Genomic DNA, 24,502 nt, shown 5'->3' with positions numbered 1-24,502 from the left:
AGCGGATGCCGGGCCGCACCGCCAGACAGCAACAAAAACCGCCGGGCCAAACGCGGATCAAACAGGCAAGGGGCAGGATGCAACCGGGACGCTTTCTATGCGCCATCGCAGTCACGTGCAGCCTGTCGGCCTGTGCGCAAACCGGCCTGTTCGCCTCGAAGGACAACCCGGACACCGCGCCCCGCAGCAACTTCGCCCAGACCGGCACGGCGCAGTCGGAGGTGATCCAGACACTGCTGGAGCGACGTTCGCTGTTGTCGTCTGACAGCGCTTTTGGCGAGGTCGCCGAAGCCGCGCTCGCCGCCTCGGCCCGCGCCGCCGAGGCCGAGCTGATCAGCGCCAAACTGCGCGCCGAAGCCGCCTCCAAGAACTGGCTGCCGACCCTTGGCCCTTCCGTCAGCCTGACCGACCTGGGTGACGTGGTCGCGGGGTTGCTGATCGAACAGGTTCTGTTCGACAACGGTCGACGCAAGGCGGAACGGGAATTCGCCGCTGCCGATGTTGAAGTTGCCGCCGTGAACCTGTCGCAGGACATGAATGGCCGGGTGGAAACGGCCGTCGGCCTCTACGTCGCCGCCTTGCGTGGTGACGAAAAGGCCGCCTATGGCGAACGCGCCCTGCGCCGCATGCAGGAGTTCCGCCGCATCGTGCAGGGCCGCGTTGATGGCGGGGTTTCGGATCATTCCGATCTGAACGTCGTCGACAGCAAGATCAGTGGCATCCGCACCACGACCGCCACCGCCCGCGATGATGCCGCCACCGCCCGCGCGGAACTGCAGGCGATGACCGGACAAGAGTTCAAGCGCGCGGCGACGCATCTGGACATCGCGACACCGCCATCGCAGGCGCAGTTCCTTTCGGTGCTGAAAGCCAGCGCCGAAGCGAACCGCACGATTGCCGAGGCCAAGGCCGGGCGCGCCGGACTGCTGCCGCAAATCTCCGCTGCGGGCAATGCCACCACCGATGGCTCTGGCGCCGGGCTGACGCTGGACATGGCGCAACCGCTGGGGCTGGGCACACCGGCAGCCATGCAGGCGCTTGAAGCCTCCAAGGAAGCCGCCAAGCGCCAGGTGAGCGAGGCCGAGGAAGCGGCGCGGCGCACCTATAGCCGCCAGATGCAGCAGATCGCCTCTCTGCAGCGGCAGGAAGCCGAGACCGCCGCGTTGGTGCGCCGCAGCCGCGAAACCTATGAGCTGTTCCAGAAGCAGTTCGAAGCCGGTCAGCGCCCGGTCATGGAAGTCATCCAAGTGTACGAGGAACTGGTCCGCCGCGAACAGGCCTATATCGACGCGAAATACGAGGCGGTGCTGATCCAGCTGCAACTGGCCCGCGATCTGGGCCTGCTGGCCGATGGGGACAAGATTTGACCGACAAACCGCAGAAACCGGCCCCTTCGGCACCCGCCACCGGTAAAAAGCCGGTGCTGCGTGCCGTCCCCTCCTCCGGAGCGGCAGCGCCCTCGGGCCAGTCTCGCCCCGCTACCATACCGCCTGCCCCACCGCCCGGCGCGGCCTTCGCGCCCGCACGGGCGCCGTTCGATGCCACCGCATCGGCCCAGGCAACCGCCGAGGCGAGATCCGCCGCGAGCCCAGCCGCCAAGCCAAACACCCAGGACGCCCAGCCCGAGGTCGGCACCCTGCTCGAGGGGGCCGCGGCCCGCATCCAGCACCGCGCCAGCCTGATCGCCACCCTCGCCGCGCTCAAGGGCAGTGAAGTTCCGGTCAGTGACATTGCCGCGCTGTTGTGGCGTGAAACGCCCGGCGACTTGTCCCTGCACACCCTGGCAAAGGCCATTCAATCCACGGGATTGCAGCCGAAAATCCTCGAAAAACAGGCCCTGACCCCGGCCCTGTGGCCTGCGCTGGCGGTGATGTCCGGCGGCCAATGCGTGCTGGTGCTCAGCCAGGCCGAGGATGTGCTGACGATCTATGACACCTCCTGCGCCGACAACCGCACCGAGGTGACCTTGGGCGAATTTGCCCCCTATTTCACCGGCACCGTGCTCTCGGCCCGCCCGTCTCTCAGCCAGATGGCCGCGCGCCATACGCCGCAAATCGACCCCGGCCACTGGTTCTGGAGCGAATTTCCCAAGTACCGCCGCCAGGTGGGCGAGATCATGCTGGGCTCGCTGGTGGCGAATATCCTCGCAGTGTCCGTTGCGCTGTTCAGCCTGCAGGTTTACGACCGCGTGGTGCCGCATCAGTCGCATGCAACCCTCTGGGTTCTGGCCATCGGCGCCTTTCTGGCGATTGCGCTGGAAGCGATGCTGAAGCTGGCGCGCGCCCGGCTGACCGACGCGGCCGGACGGCAAATCGAGCTTTCGGTGCAGCACAACCTGATGCGCCGCCTGATTGGCATGCGCTCCGACAAGAAACCGCTGCCGCCCTCGGGCCTGTTTGCCGCGATGCGGGATTTCGGCTCGGTGCGGGAGTTCTTCACCTCCTCCACCATCTCGACGCTGGCGGACATCCCCTTCATCGCGGTGTTCCTGATCCTCGTCGCCTCGATCGCGGGGCCGGTGGTCTGGGTCATTGTCATCGGCGGCATCCTGATGCTGCTGCCTGCCTATTTCATGCAAAAGAAGATGATCGCCTACACCCGCCAGACACAGGGCGCCAATGCCAAGGCGGGCCGCCTGCTGCATGAGGTGGTGACCGAGCTGGACACGGTGAAGACCCAGCGCGGCGAAGAGCGGGTGCTGCGGCTTTGGGACGAGCTGAACACGCTGTCCTCCCATTCCGCGACCGAGCAACGCAAACTCTCCAGCGCCCTCACCTACTGGTCGCAAGGCGTGCAGCAGGCGACCTATATCACGGCCGTGGTGCTGGGCACGCTCCTGGTCTTTGCGGGCGAGTTCACCGTCGGCACCATCATCGCCACCGGCATCCTGACCAGCCGCACCCTCGCCCCGCTGACCCAGTTCGCCGCGACCCTGGCCCGCTGGAGCAACGTCAAGGCGGCACTCGAGGGTCTGGACGCGATCGCCAACGCGCCGCAGGAAAAGGACAAGGAACGCACCTACCTGCGCCGCCAGAAGATCCAGGGACGCTTCGAGCTGCGCGAAATCCTGTTCCGCTACGAGGATGACGCCGCCCCCACCGTCGATGTGCAGGCCGCCGTCATCACGCCGGGTCAACGGGTTGCGGTGCTGGGCGTCAACGGCTCCGGCAAGTCGACGCTGCTGAAGCTGCTGTCGGGTCTCTATGCGCCCGACCGCGGCCGCATCCTGCTGGACGGCACCGACATGGCGCAGATCGATCCGCGCGACCTGCGGGCGGGCATCGGCTACCTCAGCCAGGACGTGCGCCTGTTCGCAGGCTCCCTGCGCGACAACCTGAACCTGAACCAGCTGGAGCGTGACGACGACCGCCTGATGGAGGCGCTGGAGTTCGCAGGCCTCGGCGCCCATGTGCGTAGCCATCACAAGGGGCTGGACCTGGAAATCAGCGACGGCGGCCATGGCCTGTCGATCGGCCAGCGCCAGTCGATCGGCTGGGCCCGGTTGTGGCTCCAGAACCCCTCGGTGGTGCTGCTGGATGAACCCACCGCGGCGCTCGACCAGACGCTGGAACGCACCCTCGTCAGCCGCCTTGAGAGCTGGCTGGAGGGCCGCACCGCGATCATCGCCACCCATCGCATGCCGATCCTGGCGTTGACCAATCGCACCCTGATCCTGCAATCGGGCCGGATGGTGGTCGACGGGCCACGCGACCAGGTGCTGGCACATCTCGCCGCCGGAGAGGGCAAATGACCATGGATCTCAACGATCCCTACGGCACCGCAGAAACCCCGCGCAGTGCCAGCCGCATCATCTACCTGGCGGTGGCCGTGGTCGCGGTTTTCCTGGTTTGGGCCGCCTTTGCCTCGATCGACGAGATCGTGCGCGGCGAAGGCCAGGTGGTGTCCTCCTCGCGCGCGCAGATCGTGCAGAACCTCGAAGGCGGCATCCTCGCCGAACTGCACGTACGCCAGGGCGACGTGGTCAGCGCCGGCCAGGTGCTGGCCAAACTGCAGGATACGAAATTCCGCACCGCTGCCGATGAACTGCAGAACCAGCTCGACGCGCTGGAGATCAAGCGCCACCGCCTGGAAGCACAGATGAAGGGCGCTTTCGAGTTCACCGTACCGGACATGCTGGCGCAGCGCTCGCCCGACATTCTCGCCTCGGAGCGCAGCCTGCTGACCGCGCGGCAGACGGACTTTACCAGCCGTCGGGAAAGCGCGCGCCAGATCATGGATCAGCTCGACGCCGAGCTGGCCAACATGGAAAAGCTCTACAAGCAGAAGATCGTGGCGCTGATCGAGGTCAACAAGGCCCGCAAGGCCGCCACCGATGCGCGGGCAAAATACAATGAAATCGGCACCCAGGCGGAACTGGAACAGGCCGAGGAATACTCGAAAACCCTGCGGGAAATCACCACCCTGCGCCAGGAGCAGCGACTGGCGGTGGACCAGCTGAACCGTACCGTCATCACCTCGCCCATGGCCGGTATCGTCAACAGCCTGGCCGTGACCACCATCGGCGGCGTGATCCGCCCCGGCGAGGAAATCCTGGAGATCATTCCGCTGGGTGAGGAGCTGTTCGTCGAGGCCCGCGTGCGGCCCGAAGACATCGCCAGCGTGCAGCCGGGACAGCCCGCCACCATCAAGCTGTCCGCCTATGACTACACCATCTATGGGGCTCTGAAGGGTAAGGTGGACTTTGTTTCGGCCGACACCTTCGAAGACGAGCGCAACCCACGTGCCGAACCCTATTATCGGGTGACCGTGCGGGTCGACAAGGCCAGCTTCACCGAACGCCAGCAGGCGATTGAAATCCGCCCCGGCATGCGCGCCACCGCCGAGCTGCAAACCGGTTCAAAAACCGTTCTGCAATATCTGTTGAAACCGCTGTACAAATCCCGCGAGGCGCTGCGCGAACCCTGACGGGGGACGCCGGGCTCAGCCCGCCCGGCGCATCAGATCCCGCAGCGTGGTGTCAAAGGCGGTGCCGATCGACACCTTGCGCCGCCCCATCTCGGCCTTGGCGGAGATGACCGAAACCAGTCTCGGTGGCTGCCCCGGCCGCATCGCCAGCACGGGCGACCCCGAAGCCCCGAACTCGACCAGGCAGGACATCACCAGGGTGCGGCTCTGCCGGGCCAGAACATTGCAATAGTTCTGCAGGTTCTGTCGTGTCGCCTGCCGGGCAGTGTAGGACAGGACCCCCAGCACATCCCCCCGCTCGGCTCCGGCCGAGACGGTCAGCGGCTGGATCCGGCGGCTGCTGATCGGGCGTTCCAGCTTCAGCACCGCAAGGTCGCTCCCGATCTGGTGCGCACCGTCGGGTCGATACCGGTATTGCGGGTGTTTCACGGCTTTCACGACCCGGCGCAGCGCGATCGCCTCGCGCCCGGCCAGCCCGGCCTCGAAACGGATCGAGGTGGGATCCACCGCCGCGCCGCTCTGCGGATCATACAGGCAATGGGCCGCCGTCAGCACCAGATCGGGAGCAACCAGCGCCCCGGTGCACATGCTGCGGTTGGCAATATTCAGCCGCCCCACCGCTTCCCAGCCGTCAACCATTCGAAAATCGGGCTGCGCGTTCTGTGCCAAAACGCCGACTGGCAGCACCAGCGTCAGGCACGCAGCAATAGCAGCAAATAAAAGCTTCATGTTCCACTCCAGCTTCCCACCCCGGCATCGTCATTCACGCACAAGGCCGAAATGAGACAGAAACCTGCGACCCAGTGGCAAAAACACGCCGCCAATGCGGCAGCGTTAACAATCCCCTAACGCTGCTTTCATTGATGCTTAACCATGGCAAAAAAAGTCGTCGATTTGCCAGAAAAACCGGAAAAAACTTTTCCACTTTTGGCAAATCCCTAAAAAGACGCCAGAAAATCAGCGCCCGTGCGGGGCAGGTGTCGGCGATTCTCGCCCAAAACCGGCCTGCGATTCGTCGGCCTTGCCCGCGGCGCCCTCATTCCAGAGGCTTTCGGGCTGCGAAAGTCTTAACGGAAGGTCCGCCCCGGGTTCCACCGCCGCAGGACCACATTGGTTAACACTGCTCCGGGTCACCGCACCGCGTTCGCCGCGGTGGCAACCGGGAAATGGACTCAATTCTAGCGATCCACAGCCGATTAACGTCTCGCTCACCTAACTGTGACTTCATCTGTGGAAATTTGCGTTCTCTGCTCTGACGGACCCGTCTTCCGTGGAGCGCCCATCCGCTGGAGTTTAGGTATCCATGTTCAAATCTCTCAAACTCGCGCACAAGCTGCCACTGCTCATCGTCTGCATCGCGCTGACCCTGACCGTCGTCTTGATCGCGGTCAGCACCACCTATTTCCGACGCAGCGTGGTCGCAGATGCAGAAAACTTCATGATGTCCTTGGTGCGCGACCGGGAGCTGGCACTGCACTCCTATCTCAAGGGGATCGAGGCCGGGACGCTGACCATCGCGTCGGTGCCCTCCACGGCCAAGGCGATCAAGGATCTGACCGTCACCTGGTCAACACGCGCGGGTGCGGACAAGGCCGCGGTTGGCAACCTGGCGATGTTCGCCTCGGCAGCTTCGCCCTATGACGTCCACTTCAACCGCAACCTTCCCCCGTTCCAGCGCATCATTGAGCGGATGGGGTTTTACAACGTGGCCCTGATCAGCCCTGATGGCGACGTCGTCTTCTCGGCAACACAGGAAGACGATTACACCAGCAACCTGGTCTCCGGCCCCTACCAAGACTCCGGCCTGGGAGAGGTCTTCAAAAAGACCGTCGCGGGCGACGCCAAGCAGGTCTACTACTCCGATATCGCCGCCTATGCGCCCAGCGGCAACGCGCCCGCGGCCTTTGCGGCGACCCAAATCATAGATGAATCCGGCCGCTTCATCGGTGTGTTCGCCGTGCAGATCACCGTCGCGGAAATCACCCGCATCACCTCGAATGCCGGCGGCGAGCGGCAAACCCTCGACACCTACCTGATCGGCACCGACCTCAAGGCCCGCACCCGGTCGCGGCTCGAGGGGGGCCATGCGGTTCTGGATGCCCTGCCCCAGCAGCCACATTTCGACACCGCACCGGCAGCGGCGGAAGCAACCGCCCGCTTCCATCCCGCGGTTCAGAAACCCGACGGCCGTACTGTCGCCGCGGTCACCGCTCCCGTCGTCTTCAACGATATCAACTGGGCCCTTGTCGCGGAAATGGACCACAGCGAGCTGCTGGCACCAGCCGTTCAGCAGCGCCAGATCATGTTGCTGGTATCGCTGTCCTGTGCGCTTCTGGTGTCGCTTCTGGGCTGGCTGTTCGCGCGTTCGATCACCAAGCCGATCAACCGCATCTGCGACAACATGGAAGCGGTCGCCGGTGGCAATCTCGACACCGAGGTCGAGGCCGCGCAGCGCCGCGACGAGATCGGTAAGATCGGCAAGACGCTCCTGTCGATGCAGGACGACCTGAAACTGGCCCGCGCCGCCGAGGAGGAGCGCGCCGAGATGCAGCGCCAGCAGCAGCAGGTGGTCGACAACCTCAGCAACGGCCTGATGTGCCTGGCGGAGGGCGACTTCTCGCAGCCCATCGACACCCCCTTCCCGCCGGAATACGAACAGCTGCGGCAGAATTTCAACAGCACCGTCAGCAACCTGAACGCCACCGTGCAGCAGGTGATCGCGGCCTCCGGCAGCATCCGCAGCGGCGCCGCCGAGATCAGCCAGGCCTCCGACGACCTGTCGCACCGCACCGAAAGCCAGGCCGCCACCCTTGAGCAGACCGCCGCCGCGCTGGACGAGCTGACCGCGAGCGTGAAATCCGCCGCCGAGGGCGCGCGCAGCGTCGAGGCGACGATGCAGCAGGCCCGCGACGAGGCCGAGACCAGCGACGCCGTGGTCCAAAGCGCCGTGGCCGCGATGACCGAGATCGAGCAATCCTCGGCGCACATCAGCCAGATCATCTCGGTGATCGACGACATCGCCTTCCAGACCAACCTCCTGGCGCTGAACGCCGGGGTCGAGGCCGCGCGGGCGGGCGAGGCCGGCAAGGGCTTTGCGGTGGTCGCAAGCGAGGTGCGGGCGCTGGCGCAGCGTTCGTCCGAGGCAGCGATGGAGATCAAGACGCTGATCTCCGACAGCTCCAAGCAGGTCGAGCGCGGCGTGGATCTGGTTGGCAAGGCCGGCGAGGCGCTGCAGAGCATCGTGTCGCAGGTGTCCCATATCTCGCAGCTGGTCTCCGGCATCGCCGAGGGTGCGGCGGAGCAATCCACCGGCCTGCATGAGATCAACACCGGCGTCACCCAGCTGGACCAGGTGACCCAGCAGAACGCGGCGATGGTCGAACAAGCCACCGCGGCCGGGCATATGCTCAACAGCGATGCCACCAAACTGGCTGAGCTGGTCGCCCATTTCACCATTTCCGGCCAGGGCACGCCCGCGTCCTTTGCCATGCACAGCCTGGAGCCCGAGACGCCGACTGCCACCGGCGCCGAGGTTGATCCCTGGCAGGACGAGCAGCCCAACGATGACATGTCGCTGGCAACCGGCACCACGGGGGCGGGAAAATGGCAGGACTTCTGACCTGACCCTTCCGGGCAAACGCGCCCCCGGATCAAGGGGGCGCGGCCAGCCCGCGGCTGGTTACGGGAAATGCGCCAGCAACGAGCTCTTGGCCGCCAGGATATGGGCCCGTGTCAGTTCCGACGCCTGCTGGGCATCTCCCGCCTCGCAGGCTTCCAGAATGGTCAGATGCTCGCACCGGGCGCGCTGCATGCCATCGCTCAGCACCAACTGGGCACGAATGTAGCGGTCGATCCGGTCCATCGCACTGCTGGCGGCCTCGCGGAAGTAGGCCAGCCTGCTGGCACTGTAGAGACCGTCGTGAAAGGTCCGGTTCAACAGACCCCATTCCCTCGGATTGGCGGAGGCATCGAAGGCGGCGTAGTCCGCCCTCGCCTGCGCCAGCAGCGCCGTGTCCATCCGCGGCACCGCATCACGGATGATTTCCGGCTCCAGCAGGGCGCGAAAATCGAAGATCTCCGCTGCCTCGTCTGCCGACAGTCCCGCCACAACCGCACCCTTGAAGCGCTGTGTCTTGACCAGGCCGTGTTCCTCCAGCCGGTTGATCGCCTCCCGGACCGGCAGGCGGCTGGTTTTGAAATGGCGCGCGATCTCGTCCTGGCGCAGCGGTTCGCCCTCGGCCAGGCGCCCCTCGATGATCGCCAGGCGCAACGCCTCGAACACGCCCGCGGCGGCGGAAGATGCGCCGGAAATATCCACCGGGTCCAGTTTCATCGCATTTCCTTTTTCTTGTGGAACAGGAAATGCTTTAGGCCATGCGGTCCGTCCGGAAAAGCGCCTTGCACTGCCGTCAGCCCTCCAGCGACACCCAGAGCACGCGCGCATCCTCGACGCTGGTGGACACGCAGCCATGGCCCATGCCGCTGTCATAATAGACGGAATCCCCCGGGCCCATCCGCAGGGGCCGGTAGTGTTCCGTATATAGAATGACTTCACCGCTCAGCACGAACATGAACTCCTCGCCCTGGTGCCGCACCCAGTTGTCGAACTCGGTCACATCCCGCGCCTTAATGGTGCTGATGTAAGGCACCATGCGCTTGCTGGTCAGATCACTGCACAACAGCTCATGGTCGTAGGTCGAGGTCTTCTTGTGCTCGCCGCTGCCCGAGGGCGTAAAGTCGCGCCGCCCCGTGACCCCGCTCTGTCCTGACTGGACAAACAGCTGTGGTGTTTCCAGCTCCAATGTCTGCATCAGGCGACGGATGATCTCGAAGCTGGGACGGGTCTGGTTGTTCTCGATCTTGGACAGGGTCGAGCGTCCGATGGCGGCCGCCTTGGCCGCTTCTTCCAGCGTCAGACCCTTTTCCTTGCGGGCATCCCGAATCATTTTCCCCAGGATTTCCCCGTCCGGCGCCTCGGCCGCCTCGGGCCCCAGCCCTGTTTCATCTAAGGAAATCGGTTCCATAGGTATAAATTCTCCTGTTTCGCAAACAGCTTAGCCCTGAAGCATTTTGCGGTCAAAATTTCCCTGACGTTACTTTTTGTTTGCATCAGGGAAAAAGTTTCCTATAGGGAACACGCAGCGTCGTATACAGCCGCATACGTGCCGGTCCTGGACCGAAACAAGGAGGAGGCCCCTTATGAGCACTTATGATCTGATCGTGATCGGAGGCGGTCCGGGCGGTTATGTCGCAGCCATCCGGGCGGCGCAACTGGGCCTCTCGGTGGCCTGTGTCGAAGGCCGCGGCGCCCTTGGCGGCACCTGCCTGAACGTGGGCTGCATCCCGTCCAAGGCACTGCTCACCTCCTCCTCGAAATATGCCGCGCTGGCTGGTCTGGCCGCCCATGGCATCACGGTCGAAGGCGCCAGCCTCGACCTCGGCGCGATGATGGCACGCAAGGACAAGACCGTTGCGGATCTGACCAAGGGCATCGGTTTCCTGTTCAAGAAGAACGGCGTAGACCTGATCGAAGGCTGGGCCAGCATCCCCGCACCCGGCCAGGTACGCGTGGGTGAACAAAGCTACACCGCCAGCAACATCCTGATCGCGACCGGTTCCGAACCGACGCCGCTGCCCGGCGTCGACATCGACGAACAAGACGTGCTCAGCAGCACCGGCGCGCTGGCGCTGGAAGAGGTGCCGCAGCATCTGGTGGTGATCGGCGCCGGTGTGATCGGGCTGGAACTGGGCCAGGTCTGGTCGCGGCTCGGCGCCAAGGTCACCGTGGTCGAATACCTCGACCGCATCCTGCCCGGCATCGACGGCGAGATCGCCAAACTGTCCCAGCGCGCCCTCGCCAAGCGGGGCCTGAAATTCCAGCTGGGACGTGCCCTCAAGACCGTCGAAAAAGGCGAGACCGGCCTGACCCTGACCGTCGAGCGCGTCGGCAAGGACAAGGAAGAGCTGATCGAGGCCGACAAGGTGCTGATTGCCATCGGCCGCCGCCCGGTCACCCGCGGCCTGGGGCTGGAGGAGCTGGGTGTGTCGATCAATGCCCGCGGTTTCATCGAGGTGGACGAACGCTTCTCGACCTCGGTTCCCGGCGTCTATGCCATCGGCGACTGCGTGCCCGGCCCGATGCTGGCCCACAAGGCCGAGGAAGACGGCGTCGCCTGCGTCGAAATGCTGGCGGGCCAGTCGGCCCATGTCGACTACGGCAAGGTGCCCGGCGTGGTCTACACCGACCCCGAGGTCGCCTCGGTCGGGTTGACCGAGGAGGCCCTGAAAGAGGCCGGGACCGAATACATCAGCGGCAAATTCGCTTTCATGGCCAATTCCCGCGCCCGTGCCACCGGCGAGACCGACGGCGCCGTCAAGGTGCTGGCCCGCCCCGACGGCCGCATTCTTGGCGCCCATATCTGCGGGGCCCACGCGGGCGACCTGATCGCCGAACTGGTGCTTGCCATGACCAAAGATGCTACGCTCGCCGAGGTTGCGCAGACCTGCCATGCCCATCCCGCCTTGGGGGAAGCTGTGAAGGAAGCCTGCCTCGACGCGCTTGGCCGCGCCATCCACGCCTGATCCGAAAGGCCCGCCAGATGACCATCCAGCTGCGTCCCCGCCACCCGGAAAAAGCCCACAAGGCCGACAGCGCGATCCCGCGCAAGCCCAAGTGGATCCGCAAGAAAAAGATCGAAAGCGCGGAGTATTACGAAACCCGCAAACTGATGCGCGAACACGATCTGGCCACCGTTTGCGAAGAGGCCGCCTGCCCCAACATCGGCGAATGCTGGTCCAAGCGCCACGCCACCATGATGATCATGGGCGAGGTCTGCACCCGCGGCTGCTCCTTCTGCAACGTGACCACGGGCAAGCCGGACACGCTGGATGCGTTTGAACCGGGCCGGGTTGCCGCCGCGGTCAAGAAGCTGGGCCTGCGCCACGTGGTGATCACCTCCGTCGACCGGGATGACCTGGAGGACGGCGGCGCCGAACATATCGCCCAGACCATCCGTGCCACCCGCCACCAGAACCCCGAGACCACGATCGAGGTGCTGACCCCGGATTTCCTGGGCAAGGGCGATGCGGCACAGGCGGTGTTCGACGCAGCCCCGGATGTGTTCAACCACAACCTCGAAACCGTGCCGCGCCTCTACCCGCGCGTACGGCCCGGCGCACGGTATTATACCTCGCTTCGGCTGCTGGATGACGCCAAGCGCGCCAACCCGCAATTGTTCACGAAATCGGGCATCATGGTGGGTTTGGGAGAGACCCTGGACGATGTGCGACAGGTTATGGACGATTTGCGCGCGGCGCAGGTCGACTTCCTGACCGTAGGGCAGTATTTGCAGCCCACCCCGAAGCATCATCCAATTGATCGTTTCTGGGAACCCGATGAATTCGCCCAACTGGAACAGATCGCCCGAGCCAAGGGGTTTCTGCATGTATCAGCCACTCCGTTGACCCGGTCATCGTTCCACGCGGATGAAGATTTTGCCGCCCTGAAACAGGCCCGACAGACGGCCTTGAAGCAGGGCATTTAACTTTAACGCAAGCGGGAGGAGACCCATGGAAGCGTTAAATACAGCAGTTGGCTGGATAAATGGGATCGTATGGGGGCCGGCGATGCTGGTTCTGATCCTGGGTGTCGGCTTTTTCCTTCAGGTTGGCCTGAAGTTCATGCCGATCCTGAAACTGGGAATGGGCTTTGGCCTGTTGTTCAAGGGCCGCGAAGGCAGCGGCGAAGGGCAGATCAGCCCATTCAACGCGCTGATGACCGCCCTGTCGGCCACCATCGGCACCGGTAACATCGCAGGCGTGGCCACCGCCGTGTTCCTTGGCGGCCCCGGTGCCCTGTTCTGGATGTGGATGACCGCGCTGGTCGGCATGGCCACCAAATATTCGGAAGCGGTCTGCGCGGTGAAATTCCGCGAGCGTGACGAGGCCGGAAACTTCGTCGGCGGCCCGATGTATTACATCAAGAACGGTCTCGACAAGAAATGGGCCTGGCTGGGCTTTGCCTTTGCCTTGTTCGGCGCGATTGCCGCCTTTGGCATCGGCAACGGCGTGCAGGCCAATGGCGTCGCACAGGTGCTGGAGACCAACTTTGGCTTCAACCCGTCGATCACCGGCATCGTGCTGATGGTGCTGACCGGCGCCGTGATCCTCGGCGGCATCACCCGCATCGGCGCGGTGGCCGGCAAGCTGGTGCCCTTCATGGCCGTCAGCTACATCGTTGCGGGCCTGATCGTGCTGATCATCAATGCGGATGCCATCGGCGACGCCTTTGCGATGGTCTTTACCTATGCCTTCACCCCGTCGGCAGCCGAAGGCGGCTTTGCCGGTGCGGCGGTCTGGGCGGCGATCCGCTTTGGTGTGGCGCGCGGCGTGTTCTCGAACGAGGCGGGCCTCGGCTCGGCCCCGATCGCCCACGCGGCGGCGGAAACCAAAGGTCCGGTCAACCAGGGCCTGATCGCGATGCTGGGTACCTTCATCGACACCATCATCGTCTGCTCGATCACCGGTCTGGCGATCATCGCCTCCGGCGCCTGGACCTCGGGCGAAAGCGGCGCGGCCCTGACCTCGCTGGCGTTTGAGACCTCGCTGCCGGGCTTCGGCGGCTACCTGATCGCCATTGCGCTGTCGATCTTTGCCTTCACCACCATCCTCGGCTGGTCCTACTATGGCGAGAAATGCGTCGGCTACCTGCTGGGCGCCAAGGTGCTGATGCCCTACCGCATCCTGTGGATCGTCGCGATCTACTTCGGCGCCACCGCTGACCTCGGCTTCATCTGGCTGCTGGCGGATACGCTGAACGCGATGATGGCGATCCCGAACCTGATCGCCCTGGCGCTGCTGAGCCCGATCGTCTTCAAGCTGACGAAAGAGTTCTTTGCCACCGGCGGGCGCTCCGAAGAAGCCGGCCGCGCGGCCGAATAAAACACGCGGAGGGCGCGGCCTGCGCCCTCCCCCCACCTACACCAATTCAAAGGCTGCACAGGATGACCGACGCACCCAAACGCACCCCGCTTTATGACCTGCACGTCGAACTTGGCGGCAAGATGGTCGACTTCGCCGGCTGGGAGATGCCGGTCCAGTACCCCATGGGCATCATGGGTGAGCACAAGCAGTGCCGCGAGAAGGCTGCGCTGTTTGACGTCTCCCACATGGGCCAGGTGATCCTGCGCGGCGACAACGTGGGCGAGAAGCTGGAAACGCTCTGCCCGCAGGCCTTTGCCACCCTCAAAGAAGGCAAGGCACGCTACGGTTTCTTCACCAATGACGACGGCGGCATCATGGACGACCTGATCGTCTCCAACGCCGGTGACCATTACTTTGTCGTGGTGAATGCCGCCCTGCGCCACCAGGACATCCCGCACATGCAGGCCAACCTCGACGGCGTCGAAGTGACCGAGATCTTCGACCGCGCCCTGGTCGCCGTCCAGGGCCCCAGCGCCGAGGAGGTTGTCGGCAGCCTCTGCCCCGCCGCCCGCGAGCTGAAGTTCATGGAAACCACCGTGGCCGAGATCGACGGCGTCGAGTGCCGCATCTCGCGTCTCGGCTACACCGGCGAAGACGGCTACGAGATCTCGATCCCCGAAGCCGACGCCATTCGCATCTCCAAGCTATTCCTGGCCCATGACGACTGTGAACCTGCAGGCCTGGGCGCGCGTGACAGCTTGCGTCTGGAGGCAGGTCTCTGCCTCTACGGCAACGACATCGACCAGTCGACCTCCCCGGTGGAGGCTTCGCTGGGCTGGGCGATGCAGAAACGCCGCAAGGAAGAAGGCGGCTTCCCCGGTGCCGCCCGCATCCAGAAGGAACTGGCCGAAGGCGCCGCCAAAAAGCTGGTCGGCATCAAGCCCGAAGGCCGCGCCCCCGCCCGCCAGGGTGTCGAGGTGCAGACGCTCGAGGGCGACAGCATCGGCGCCATCACCTCGGGCAGCTTTGGCCCCACGGTTGGTGGTCCGGTTGCCATGGGCTACGTCGCGACCGAGCACAGCGCGGCTGGCACCAAGGTAAACCTCATCATCCGTGGCAAGGCGCAGCCCGCCGAAATCGTTGCGCTGCCCTTCGTCACCCAGAACTACAAACGCTAAGACCACATCAGGAGAGTCGAACATGGCCACCTATTACTCTGAAGAGCACGAATGGATCACCGTCGAGGGTGACGTGGCAACCCTGGGCATCACCCAGCACGCCGCCGACCAGCTGGGCGAGGTTGTCTTCGTCGAGCAGCGCGAAGCCGGCGACGAGTTCGAAAAGGGCGACGAGATCGGCGTCATCGAATCCGTGAAGGCCGCGTCCGAGATCTACGCGCCGCTGAACGGCGAAGTGGTCGAAGTCAACGAAGCCCTGGCCGACAACCCCGGCGCGCTGAACGAAGCCCCCGAGGGCGACGCCTGGATCTACAAGATCAAGATCGCCGACGCCTCCCAGCTGGAAGAGCTGATGGACCTGGACGGCTACAAGGCGCTGATCGGCTGATCCCGGCCTGCGGGGCCGCGCTGACCGGCCCCGCGCTTTCACCTTGCCCAAAATACTCCCGCCGGAGGCACTCCGAAGCCCGGCCGGAGGTGACCGTTTTCAAAGGAGCGCTGTAAATGGCCTTCAAACTTACCGATTACGAAGCCTATGACTTCGCCAACCGGCGTCACATCGGCCCCTCCCCGCGGGAGATGGCCGACATGCTGCAGGTCATCGGCTTCAAGACGCTGGATGAGCTGATCGACGCCACCGTGCCGCCCGCCATCCGCCAGAAAGAGCCGCTGGACTGGGGTCCGGCGATGACCGAACGCGATGCGCTGTTCCACATGAAAGAGGTCGCCTCCAAGAACAAGGTGCTGACCTCGCTGATCGGTCAGGGCTACTACGGCACCACCACCCCGGCGCCGATCCTGCGCAACATCCTGGAAAACCCGGCCTGGTACACCGCCTACACCCCCTATCAGCCGGAAATTTCCCAGGGCCGTCTTGAGGCGCTCTTGAACTACCAGACCATGGTCAGCGACCTGACCGGCCTAGACATCGCCAACGCATCCTTGCTGGACGAAGCCACCGCCGCCGCCGAAGCGATGGCCATGGCGCACCGCGGATCGCGCTCCAAGGCGAACAACGCCGCCTTCTTTGTCGACAAGAACTGCCACCCGCAGACGATCGCGGTGATCGAGACCCGCGCCGAGCCTCTGGGCATCGACGTTGTGGTCGCCGATCCCGACGATCTGGACCCCGGCGCGGTCTTTGGCGCGATCTTCCAGTATCCCGGCACCTACGGCCACGTGCGCGATTTCACCAAGGAAATCGAAGCCATCCACGAGCACAAGGGCATTGCCGTTGTCGCCGCCGACATCCTCGCGCTGGCGCTGCTGAAATCGCCCGGCGAAATGGGCGCCGACATCGCCGTCGGTTCGACCCAGCGGTTCGGCGTGCCGATGGGCTACGGTGGCCCGCACGCGGCCTACATGGCAACCACCGACAAGCTGAAGCGCGCCATGCCCGGCCGCATCATCGGTGTCTCGGTCGATGCACGTGGCAACAAGGCCTATCGCCTGGCGCTGCAGACCCGCGAGCAGCACATCCGCCGCGAGAAGGCCAACTCCAACGTCTGTACCGCACAGGCGCTGCTGGCCGTGATGGCCTCGATGTACGCGGTCTACCACGGCCCCGACGGCATCAAGGCGATCGCCCAGTCGGTGCACCGCAAGACCTCGCGCCTTGCCGCCGGACTGGAAGAGCATGGCTTCAAGGTCGAGCCGGAAGTCTTCTTCGACACCATCACCGTCGAGGTCGGCCCGCTGCAGAAAACCGTCATGGAGGCAGCTGTTGCCCGCGGCATCAACCTGCGCAAGGTTGGCGAGACCCGCGTCGGCATCTCGCTGGATGAACAGACCCGCGCCGAAACCATCGAAGCGGTCTGGGGTGCCTTCGGCATCGACAAGAAGGACGACAGTTCGAACAAGCAGTACCGCCTGCCGGATTACGCGCTGCGCGAGACCCCCTATCTGACCCACCCGATCTTCCACAAGAACCGGGCCGAGGCCGAGATGACCCGCTACATGCGCCGTCTGGCCGACCGCGACCTGGCGCTGGACCGCGCGATGATCCCGCTCGGCTCCTGCACGATGAAGCTGAACGCGACCATCGAGATGATCCCGGTCACCTGGCCGGAGTTCTCCAACCTGCACCCCTTCTGCCCGGAAGACCAGGCGCAGGGCTACCACCAGATGATCGCCGATCTGAACGACAAGCTCTGCCAGATCACCGGCTACGACGCGATCTCCCAGCAGCCGAACTCCGGTGCGCAGGGCGAATACGCGGGCCTGATGACCATCCGCAACTACCACGCGGCGAATGGCCAGGGGCACCGCAACGTCTGCCTGATCCCGACCTCCGCGCATGGCACCAACCCGGCCACCGCGCAGATGGTGGGCTACAAGGTGATCCCGGTCAAAGCCGACGAGAAAGGCAACATCGACGTCGCCGATTTCCGTGCCAAGGCCGAACAGCACAGCGACAATCTCGCCGCTTGCATGATCACCTACCCCTCCACCCACGGCGTGTTCGAAACCACCGTGCAGGAAGTCTGTGACATCACCCACGAACATGGTGGCCAGGTCTACATCGACGGCGCCAACATGAACGCCATGGTGGGTCTGGCACGTCCGGGTGACATTGGCGGCGACGTCAGCCACCTGAACCTGCACAAGACCTTCTGCATTCCGCACGGCGGTGGCGGCCCCGGCATGGGTCCGATCGGCGTCAAGGCGCACCTGGCCGAACACCTGCCGGGTCACCCGGAATACGGCACCGCCGTTGGTCCGGTCTCGGCGGCGCCCTTCGGGTCCCCCTCGATCCTGCCGGTCAGCTGGGCCTACTGCCTGCTGATGGGTGGTGCGGGTCTGACCCAGGCGACCAAGGTGGCGATCCTGAACGCCAACTACATCGCGGCGCGCCTGAAGGATGCCTACAAGATCCTCTACACTTCGGAGACGGGTCGCGTGGCGCACGAATGCATCCTCGACACCCGCCCGCTGAACGACGAGGGCGGCGTGACCGTGGACGATGTGGCCAAGCGCCTGGTCGATTCCGGCTTCCACGCGCCGACCATGTCCTGGCCGGTGGCGGGCACCCTGATGGTGGAGCCGACCGAATCCGAGCCCAAGGACGAACTGGACCGCTTCTGCGACGCCATGCTGTCGATCCGGGCGGAGGCGCAGGACATCATCGACGGCAAGATCGATCCCGAGAACAACCCGCTGAAACACGCGCCGCACACGGTGCGTGACCTGGTGGGCGACTGGGACCGTCCCTACAGCCGCGAGCAGGCCTGCTTCCCGCCGGGCAACCTCGGCGTCGACAAGTACTGGCCGGCCGTGAACCGGGTCGACAACGCCTATGGCGACCGTCACCTGGTCTGCACCTGCCCGCCGATGTCGGACTACGAAGAAGGCTGATGCCTTTGGCCGGGGGGCATCCCCCCGGCTCCCCTGTCCCGCCGGTCGCTCCGGCGGGACAGTCCCCACGCATGACCCGCTCAGAGGAGAGAATGATGTCCCGTCTCGAACCGCTGACCATGCCAGTTCCGCAGTCCGCCAGCCCGGCAACCCCCGCTGCCCGTTTCCATGATGTCGAAATCATTCTGCCGCGCCAGGAATCCCAGGCCGCCGCGCAGATGATTTGCGAGGTCTTCCGCGCCGCCAACGACCTGTTCCCCGGCGCGCCCTATCGCACCCATGTGCGCGATCTTGCCACCCAGATGCGCTCGGCCCCTGACGGCTGGAAGCCGCGAACCGCCATCTTCCTTGGCGGCATTTCCACCCGCTGGACCCTGAACAGCGGCGAGAAGGCCAGCCTGCAAAGGATCTGCCGCCAGACCCCGCGCTGCCTGTTTGCCGGCAGCGCCATCTTCCTGTTGCCGGAAACCGGCCTGAACACCCGGTACGAGACCGCCGTGCACGCCAATTTCGCCGCCGCGGCCAAGGAGGAAGACCTCCCCTGCGCCCCGGCCGGAACGCTGACAACCGTATCAGACCGGATCAGTACCGCCATCAGCAGCTTTGCCGCCCTGCGCCTGCTGACCACCTACCTGCGTGAAGACCGCGGCGCCTTCATCGCGGACGCGGTCTGCGACTACCTCGGCCTCGCGCTGGGACCGACCGCCGATCACTCCCGCGTCTCCCTGCAGCTGCGACAGGCCGCCGGTGGCGATGCGCTGATCGTCAAGATCCTCGAGCTGATGCAGCGCAACATCGAAGAACCGCTGCTGATCCGCGACATCGCCAGCCAGGCGGGCGTCTCCCCCCGCAAGCTGGAACGACGCTTTCAGGAAAAGACCCGGACCAGCCCCTTGGCGGCCTACCGCAAGCTGCGCATCGAAAAGGCCCGCCAGCTGCTGCTGCACACCAGCCTGCCGCTGACCGAAATCGTCGCCGCCACCGGCTTCGGCTCGCGCAGCAATCTGACCGAATGGTTCAAGCGCGAGTACAAGACCAGCCCGCAGGCCTTCCGCAAGCAATACTACGCCGAACGCGAGCCGCAGCGCTCGCTGGCCTGACCGCTCCCGCATGACCGAAAAAAGGCGGCCCCGAGGGACCGCCTTTGCCGTGAGCCGGGCATCTGGATCAGTTGTCCGATCCCCCGCCATCGCCGCCGGACAGGTTGCCAGGATTGAACACGCCCCCGAACCCTGAGTTGTTGCCCGCGGGCGGCTCCTCTGCCGGGCTGGCGTCCTCGCCGCTGCTGCTGTCGCCGGACAGGTTGCCGGGGTTGAACACACCGCCAAAGCCCGAGTTGTTGCCGGAGGGCTGCGCCTGCGGGGCGGTCTCGCCCTGCTGTTGCTGCTGTTCCTGACGACGCAACTCGCGCTGGCGGCGCAGCTCCTGGATGCGCTGTTCCGTCTCCAGCCGCTTCTGCTCCTGCACCTCTGCAATGCACTGCTGCGGGCTGTAGACCGCCGCCGTGCCGGCCACTGCCACCGTGGCACAGGCAACCACCACCAGCGCCACCGCCGCGGAATTGGAGCTGAGAAAGCCCGGCAGCCGCAGCTTGCCGCTTTCCAGTTCCTCCACCGTGGCCTTCTTGCGCGCCATGGCAACCAGCTCCTTGCGGCGGATCGAGGCCTCGTTGGCCAGCGCCGCAAAGACCGTCAGCACCACGATGATGAAGGCCAGGGCCGAGATCGCAGGCGTGATGCCATAGCGCACCTTCTGCGCCAGCTCGATGGTCAGCGTCGGGTATTCCCCGAAGGTGAAGGTGGTGGTGTTGTAGTTCTCGAAGCTTGCCAGGAACGCCAGCACCGCCGCCGAGGCAATCGCGGGCCGCATGAACGGCAGCAGCACCTTGCGGAACGCCTGCGCATGGGTCGCGCCCAGGTCCAGCGCCGCCTCGGTCAGCGCGACGTCATAGCGCTGCAGCCGCGCCACCAGCACCAGCATGCAGTAGCTGGCGATAAAGGTGGACTGGCCGATCACCGTCAGGAACAGACCGTTCGACAGGAAACTGTCGGCGCCCAGCCCCAGCATCCGGTTGATCCGGTCCCAGAACACCAGCGTCGAGATGCCGATGACCACGCCCGGGATCAGGATCGGCGCGATGATGATGGTGTAATAGGTGGCGCGCAGCTTGGGCCAGATCTGGGTCAGCATCAGCGCCCCCGCCAGCCCCATCGCCACCGACAGCACCACCGTGCCCGCGCCCACCAGGATCGAGTTCCAGATGCCGTTCAGGATACGTTCGTCCTGAAACAGCGCCGAGAACCACTCGAAGGTCAGGCATTCCCAAGGGGTCATCCGCGGGAAAGAGGGCGAGTTGAAGGCGGTCGCCGACATGATGATCAGCGGCCCCAGCAGGTAGGCAAAGAACACCGCCAGGTAGATCCAGATGCTGATCCGTGTGAAAGACAGGTTCTTCATTTGCCGATGTCTCCCATGTTCACCTTGAACAGCCGCATGACCGCCAGCACCAGCAGAATACAGGTCACCAGCAGCACCACCGCATAGGCCGCGCCCTGCGGCCAGTCGGAGTTGTCATTGAACTGCTGGTAGATCAGCTGCGTGAACCACAGCGACGACGGCCCGCCGAGGATCTGCGGCGCCGCCAGCGCGCCCGCCGACAGCATGAACACCATGGTACAGCCCGAGGAGATCCCCGGCTTGGCGTAGGGGATGACCACCCGCTGGTGGATCTTCAGCCAGCTTGCGCCCATGTCCCGCGCCGCCTCGATCTGATTACGATCGAGGCTCTCGATCACGTTGTAGATCGGGAAGATCATCAACAGGATGTAGGCATATCCCAGACCCGCATAGAGCGCGATGTCATTGCGGATGAAATCAAAGGGCGTATCGAAGATCCCCAGGCCGACCAGCGCGTTGTTCAGCACCCCGGTCTCGCCGAAGATGATGCGCAGGGCAAAGGCGCGCAGGATCTCGTTGATCCAGTAGGGGATGATCAGCATCAGCGCGAAGATGCGGATGTGGTTGCCCTTGGTCTGGGCCAGGTAATAGGCGATCGGATAGCACAGGATCAGGTTGAAGATGGTGACGCAGACCGCCGCCACCAGCGTGCGGAAGAACACCTTGAGGTCGACCGCGTTGTAATCCTGGCTGCCGCCTTCGGGGCCATAGATCAGGTATTTGTAGTTCTCCAGCGTGTAGACATCCTTGGGGCCGCCGATCTCCGGCGGCGGCAGGTTGGGCCGGAACGAAAAGTCGAGCATCGACAGCTGCGGCAGGATGATCAGGCCGATGGTCCAGAACAGGACCAAGGCCAGCATCAGGCTGCCCATGCCGGTGCCGTTGCGCTTGAAGAATTCCTTCAGGAAGACTGGCATGGCGTGCGCCCCCTCATTCCGCGGCCAGCTCACCCGCGGGCACGACAACGGCGTTTTCCGTGGCGTATTGCAGGGTGATGTTCTGTCCGGTGTGATCATCAAAGGACTGCCCCACATTGGGAATCGAGACCTTCAGTTCCTTGCCGCCGTCACCTTCCATGAAGATGTTGAAAACGTTACCTTCGAACTCCTCGTGGTTGACCCGGGCCGAGACGATGTTGCTCCCCGCCGCCCCCTCGCCTGCCAGCGCAAGCGCTTCCGGGCGGATGAACATCATCGCTTCGTCGCCTGCCTTCATCCGCCCCTGATTGGCGGTGGAAATCCGCGCCAGCAGGGTGCCGGAACGGTTCGTCTCGATCAGCGCCTCATTGCCCATGATCTGCTTGATGCGGCCCCGGAACACGTTGTTTTCGCCCACGAATGACGCGGCAAAGGCGGTGGCCGGGTCGTTGTAGATGGTCTTGCCATCGGCGATCTGGTCGATCACCCCCGCCTTCATCACCGCGATGCTGTCGGACATGGTCAGCGCCTCGCCCTGGTCGTGGGTGATGTAGATGAAAGTGATGCCGACCCGCTGCTGGATCTCGCGCAGCTCGGTGCGCATGTGCTGGCGCAGCTTCAGGTCCAGCGCCGACAGCGGCTCGTCCAGCAGCAGCACGTCCGGCTCGGCACAGAGGGCGCGCGCGATGGCAACCCGCTGGCGCTGGCCGCCGGACAGTTCGCTGGGCAGCTTGTCGCCCTGCCCCGGCAGCGCGATCATGTCCAGCAACTCATCCGCCCGCTTGCGCCGCTCGCGCGCGGAGGCGCCCTTGATCTCCATCGAGAAGGTGATGTTTTCCCAGACCTTCATCAGCGGAAACAGCGCCAGGTTCTGGAAGATCAGCGCGGTCGGGCGCTTGTTGGGGCCAATGCCCTTCATATCGTTGCCGCCGATCAGTACCCGCCCCTCGCTGGGGTCCAGAAAGCCGGAAACCGCCCGCAAGATGGTGGTCTTGCCACAGCCTGACGGCCCGAGGAACGAAAAGAAATCGCCCCCCTTGATGTGTACATTGGCATCTCGCACGGCGACAAAGTCACCGAAGCGGATCCAGAGGTTTTCGAGATCAACGCCGACCCCTGCACTCATTTGGCTTCTCCCCTGGGTGCAAAACACCGCCCGGTGGCGCACCACCGGTTGCCGCATGTCCTGCGTCCCCTAGCTGTTGATTGAATGTACCGCGCCGTCGCGGCACGACTGGCCCCCACCCTTGGACGGGGACCAGCTGCACGTCTGGCGCTTGCGATCAGGCGCTCTTGAACTTGTTGACGAACTCGGTGCGCACGTCGGCATACCAGGGCGCTTCGGCCGGCCAGGGGTTCAGATTGGCCAGCGAGTTGCCCGGATAGGCCTCGGCAAAGTTCTTCTTGTAGACATCGCCCGAGTAGGTATCCGCACCCAGCACCGGCGAGTTGTAGCCGTGGCTGTCGATTGCCTTGCCCGCGGGCTCCTTGCGGTAGGCGTAGTCGAGGAAGGCATAGACCTGCTCTTCGTTCTTGGCGCCGACCGGCATCGAAATCCCGTCGACCCAGGCCATCGCGCCCTCAACCGGTGCCTGGTAGTGCACCGGCTCACCCGCGGATTTGAGCGCCAGCGGCGGGCCGTCCCAGGTCTGGCCGACCACCACGCCTTCGTTCAGCAGGCCGTTCTTTTGGGTGTCGGCATCGTTCCAGATCAGCTTGATCCGGTCCTTGCGCGCCACGCACCAGTCGGTGACCTGGCCCCAGACCTTGCGCATGGTTTCCTCGTCCTCGTAGGCGGCCCAGATCGAGCCCGGTTCCATCTCGCCCGAGGCTTCCATGAACAGGCCCGCGCCCAGCATCATCGAATGCGCCCGGCCCATGGTCTTGCCGGCGTTTTCTTCCGACCAGACGTCGCCGTAGGAGGGCGCATCCCCCGCGGGCAGCCACTTGTCGGTGCGGTAGGCGATGCCCTCGGTGCCCCAGATATGCGGCAGCCAATGCACGCCTGCGCCGTCGAAGTTCCAGGCGTCGGTGCCGATCTTGGCCATCGCCGGGTTCACCGCGTCGATGTTGACCTTGTTCATGTCGAACGGCTTCAGCAGTTCCAGCGGCCCCCACTGCAGCGAGCGGTTGTTGGTCGGCGAGACGATGTCAAAGCCCTGGCCCTTGGTGGCCTTCATCTTGTTGATGATTTCCTCGTTCGAGCCGATGCCGGTGTAGTTCACCTTGATGCCGGTCTCGGATTCAAAGCCGGAAATGAACTCCGGCGGCAGATAGTCCGACCACATCAGGATGTTGATCTCGCCCGACGAGGCCAGCGCGCTCTTGGAATACAAGGGGGCCGCCAGTGCCGCAGCACCCGCGGTCTTCAATACCGCGCGGCGGGAAAGTGTACTTTTGATCGTCATATCCAAATACTCCCTATGGATCGATTTTTGTTTTTCTTGTTGTTTGTTGCAGAAGCTTGCGGTTGCCGGTCTTTCACCGACAGTGACAGTTTCAGAAACCGATAAGGCCAGTTGACCAGAAACATTTCAAAACATGGTGCCAGTTTCAGAGGGCTTTGCAAAATTTTCGCAAACATTTCGGGCTGGCTCGGATAATTCCTTACTGTATCAGCAGTCTGCGCCTGCCGACGCAGGGCGTCAACGCCCTACCGGCCTGCACGCCGGTTTGGTTGCCCATAGGGATGAAGATTTCGTCAGGCCGCCGCGCGACCCCGCCCGCAGGACGGGCCGCACCGGGGGT

Annotated in this window: 18 protein-coding genes; 11 read left to right on the top strand and 7 right to left on the bottom strand. The window is 64.4% G+C overall.

The features are described 5' to 3' along the window. Positions 1-77: 77 nt before the first annotated feature. From ACZ52D_RS11395 to ACZ52D_RS11385, 3 genes are read left to right on the top strand one after another with little or no spacing between them, the layout of a single operon-like run. Positions 78-1,367 carry a TolC family protein gene (locus ACZ52D_RS11395; RefSeq protein WP_464441383.1) on the top strand — a complete coding sequence of 430 codons (1,290 nt, stop codon included), beginning with the start codon at positions 78-80 and terminating at the stop codon, positions 1,365-1,367. Next, positions 1,364-3,751: an ATP-binding cassette domain-containing protein gene (locus tag ACZ52D_RS11390; RefSeq protein ID WP_464441382.1), complete on the top strand. Its 2,388-nt coding sequence runs from the start codon at positions 1,364-1,366 to the stop codon at positions 3,749-3,751. The genes ACZ52D_RS11395 and ACZ52D_RS11390 overlap by 4 nt, the downstream gene beginning before the upstream one ends. Beyond that, the gene (locus ACZ52D_RS11385; RefSeq protein ID WP_464441381.1) at positions 3,748-4,926 is read left to right on the top strand and encodes an HlyD family type I secretion periplasmic adaptor subunit; all 1,179 of its coding nucleotides are present in this window, start codon (positions 3,748-3,750) and stop codon (positions 4,924-4,926) included. The genes ACZ52D_RS11390 and ACZ52D_RS11385 overlap by 4 nt, the downstream gene beginning before the upstream one ends. Before the next feature lie 15 nt (positions 4,927-4,941). Here ACZ52D_RS11385 and ACZ52D_RS11380 read toward each other — a convergent pair whose 3' ends face one another. Next, the gene (locus ACZ52D_RS11380) at positions 4,942-5,655 is read right to left on the bottom strand and encodes a trypsin-like serine peptidase (protein WP_222455012.1); all 714 of its coding nucleotides are present in this window, start codon (positions 5,653-5,655) and stop codon (positions 4,942-4,944) included. 574 nt (positions 5,656-6,229) lie between these two features. On the opposite strand from ACZ52D_RS11380, the gene ACZ52D_RS11375 reads away from it, so the two are divergent. Continuing rightward, the gene (locus tag ACZ52D_RS11375) at positions 6,230-8,545 is read left to right on the top strand and encodes a methyl-accepting chemotaxis protein (protein WP_464441380.1); all 2,316 of its coding nucleotides are present in this window, start codon (positions 6,230-6,232) and stop codon (positions 8,543-8,545) included. A gap of 60 nt (positions 8,546-8,605) precedes the next feature. Here the strand turns inward: ACZ52D_RS11375 and ACZ52D_RS11370 are convergent, their stop codons facing one another. Both ACZ52D_RS11370 and ACZ52D_RS11365 read right to left on the bottom strand, forming a co-directional pair. After that, complete coding sequence (locus ACZ52D_RS11370) at positions 8,606-9,259, bottom strand: GntR family transcriptional regulator (protein WP_464441379.1); 654 nt, start codon at positions 9,257-9,259, stop codon at positions 8,606-8,608. A gap of 76 nt (positions 9,260-9,335) precedes the next feature. Then, the gene (locus ACZ52D_RS11365; protein WP_222455009.1) at positions 9,336-9,950 is read right to left on the bottom strand and encodes a helix-turn-helix domain-containing protein; all 615 of its coding nucleotides are present in this window, start codon (positions 9,948-9,950) and stop codon (positions 9,336-9,338) included. Positions 9,951-10,125: 175 nt separating this feature from the next. Here ACZ52D_RS11365 and lpdA point away from each other — a divergent pair, with 175 nt between their 5' ends. From lpdA to ACZ52D_RS11330, 7 genes are all read left to right on the top strand, one after another. Beyond that, positions 10,126-11,508, top strand: coding sequence for a dihydrolipoyl dehydrogenase (gene lpdA, locus ACZ52D_RS11360; RefSeq protein ID WP_464441378.1), 1,383 nt, complete (start codon positions 10,126-10,128; stop codon positions 11,506-11,508). A gap of 17 nt (positions 11,509-11,525) precedes the next feature. Then, positions 11,526-12,470, top strand: coding sequence for a lipoyl synthase (lipA, locus tag ACZ52D_RS11355; RefSeq protein WP_222455007.1), 945 nt, complete (start codon positions 11,526-11,528; stop codon positions 12,468-12,470). A gap of 25 nt (positions 12,471-12,495) precedes the next feature. Beyond that, positions 12,496-13,866, top strand: a complete 1,371-nt coding sequence (locus ACZ52D_RS11350; protein WP_464441377.1) for an alanine/glycine:cation symporter family protein — start codon at positions 12,496-12,498, stop codon at positions 13,864-13,866. A gap of 62 nt (positions 13,867-13,928) precedes the next feature. Continuing rightward, entirely contained in the window at positions 13,929-15,026 is a 1,098-nt protein-coding gene (gene gcvT, locus ACZ52D_RS11345) for a glycine cleavage system aminomethyltransferase GcvT (protein WP_222455005.1), read from the top strand. A 22-nt stretch (positions 15,027-15,048) separates the two neighbouring features. Continuing rightward, entirely contained in the window at positions 15,049-15,414 is a 366-nt protein-coding gene (gcvH, locus tag ACZ52D_RS11340) for a glycine cleavage system protein GcvH (protein WP_417472750.1), read from the top strand. Positions 15,415-15,530: 116 nt separating this feature from the next. After that, positions 15,531-18,380 carry an aminomethyl-transferring glycine dehydrogenase gene (gene gcvP / locus ACZ52D_RS11335; protein ID WP_464441376.1) on the top strand — a complete coding sequence of 950 codons (2,850 nt, stop codon included), beginning with the start codon at positions 15,531-15,533 and terminating at the stop codon, positions 18,378-18,380. A gap of 95 nt (positions 18,381-18,475) precedes the next feature. Continuing rightward, a complete protein-coding gene (locus ACZ52D_RS11330; RefSeq protein ID WP_417472752.1) occupies positions 18,476-19,480 on the top strand; it encodes a helix-turn-helix domain-containing protein in 1,005 nt (334 codons plus the stop codon). A gap of 67 nt (positions 19,481-19,547) precedes the next feature. Here the strand turns inward: ACZ52D_RS11330 and ACZ52D_RS11325 are convergent, their stop codons facing one another. The 4 genes from ACZ52D_RS11325 to ACZ52D_RS11310 form a co-directional block, all read right to left on the bottom strand. Then, positions 19,548-20,837 (bottom strand): ABC transporter permease, encoded by a 1,290-nt coding sequence (locus tag ACZ52D_RS11325; RefSeq protein ID WP_369926864.1) that lies wholly within the window; start codon positions 20,835-20,837, stop codon positions 19,548-19,550. Next, positions 20,834-21,754: an ABC transporter permease gene (locus tag ACZ52D_RS11320; protein WP_464441375.1), complete on the bottom strand. Its 921-nt coding sequence runs from the start codon at positions 21,752-21,754 to the stop codon at positions 20,834-20,836. The genes ACZ52D_RS11325 and ACZ52D_RS11320 overlap by 4 nt, the downstream gene beginning before the upstream one ends. Positions 21,755-21,767: 13 nt before the next feature. Continuing rightward, positions 21,768-22,880 (bottom strand): ABC transporter ATP-binding protein, encoded by a 1,113-nt coding sequence (locus ACZ52D_RS11315; protein ID WP_464441374.1) that lies wholly within the window; start codon positions 22,878-22,880, stop codon positions 21,768-21,770. Positions 22,881-23,037: 157 nt separating this feature from the next. Then, entirely contained in the window at positions 23,038-24,162 is a 1,125-nt protein-coding gene (locus tag ACZ52D_RS11310; RefSeq protein ID WP_464441373.1) for an extracellular solute-binding protein, read from the bottom strand. Positions 24,163-24,502: the final 340 nt, after the last annotated feature.

This window comes from Leisingera sp. S2M4 (assembly GCF_055398055.1).
Note: the sequence above shows the minus strand (reverse complement) of the source record. Positions and strands in the feature narration are given on the sequence as shown.

Excerpts from the sequence above, each read along its gene's own strand:
- ACZ52D_RS11380 (WP_222455012.1), bottom strand. The coding sequence starts at position 5,655 with ATGAAGCTTTTATTTGCTGCTATTGCTGCGTGCCTGACGCTGGTGCTG.
- lipA (WP_222455007.1), top strand. The coding sequence starts at position 11,526 with ATGACCATCCAGCTGCGTCCCCGCCACCCGGAAAAAGCCCACAAGGCC.
- gcvT (WP_222455005.1), top strand. The coding sequence starts at position 13,929 with ATGACCGACGCACCCAAACGCACCCCGCTTTATGACCTGCACGTCGAA.
- lpdA (WP_464441378.1), top strand. The coding sequence starts at position 10,126 with ATGAGCACTTATGATCTGATCGTGATCGGAGGCGGTCCGGGCGGTTAT.
- ACZ52D_RS11310 (WP_464441373.1), bottom strand. The coding sequence starts at position 24,162 with ATGACGATCAAAAGTACACTTTCCCGCCGCGCGGTATTGAAGACCGCG.
- ACZ52D_RS11350 (WP_464441377.1), top strand. The coding sequence starts at position 12,496 with ATGGAAGCGTTAAATACAGCAGTTGGCTGGATAAATGGGATCGTATGG.
- ACZ52D_RS11320 (WP_464441375.1), bottom strand. The coding sequence starts at position 21,754 with ATGCCAGTCTTCCTGAAGGAATTCTTCAAGCGCAACGGCACCGGCATG.
- ACZ52D_RS11395 (WP_464441383.1), top strand. The coding sequence starts at position 78 with ATGCAACCGGGACGCTTTCTATGCGCCATCGCAGTCACGTGCAGCCTG.
- ACZ52D_RS11365 (WP_222455009.1), bottom strand. The coding sequence starts at position 9,950 with ATGGAACCGATTTCCTTAGATGAAACAGGGCTGGGGCCCGAGGCGGCC.
- ACZ52D_RS11375 (WP_464441380.1), top strand. The coding sequence starts at position 6,230 with ATGTTCAAATCTCTCAAACTCGCGCACAAGCTGCCACTGCTCATCGTC.
- gcvP (WP_464441376.1), top strand. The coding sequence starts at position 15,531 with ATGGCCTTCAAACTTACCGATTACGAAGCCTATGACTTCGCCAACCGG.
- ACZ52D_RS11370 (WP_464441379.1), bottom strand. The coding sequence starts at position 9,259 with ATGAAACTGGACCCGGTGGATATTTCCGGCGCATCTTCCGCCGCCGCG.
- ACZ52D_RS11385 (WP_464441381.1), top strand. The coding sequence starts at position 3,748 with ATGACCATGGATCTCAACGATCCCTACGGCACCGCAGAAACCCCGCGC.
- ACZ52D_RS11315 (WP_464441374.1), bottom strand. The coding sequence starts at position 22,880 with ATGAGTGCAGGGGTCGGCGTTGATCTCGAAAACCTCTGGATCCGCTTC.
- gcvH (WP_417472750.1), top strand. The coding sequence starts at position 15,049 with ATGGCCACCTATTACTCTGAAGAGCACGAATGGATCACCGTCGAGGGT.
- ACZ52D_RS11330 (WP_417472752.1), top strand. The coding sequence starts at position 18,476 with ATGTCCCGTCTCGAACCGCTGACCATGCCAGTTCCGCAGTCCGCCAGC.
- ACZ52D_RS11325 (WP_369926864.1), bottom strand. The coding sequence starts at position 20,837 with ATGAAGAACCTGTCTTTCACACGGATCAGCATCTGGATCTACCTGGCG.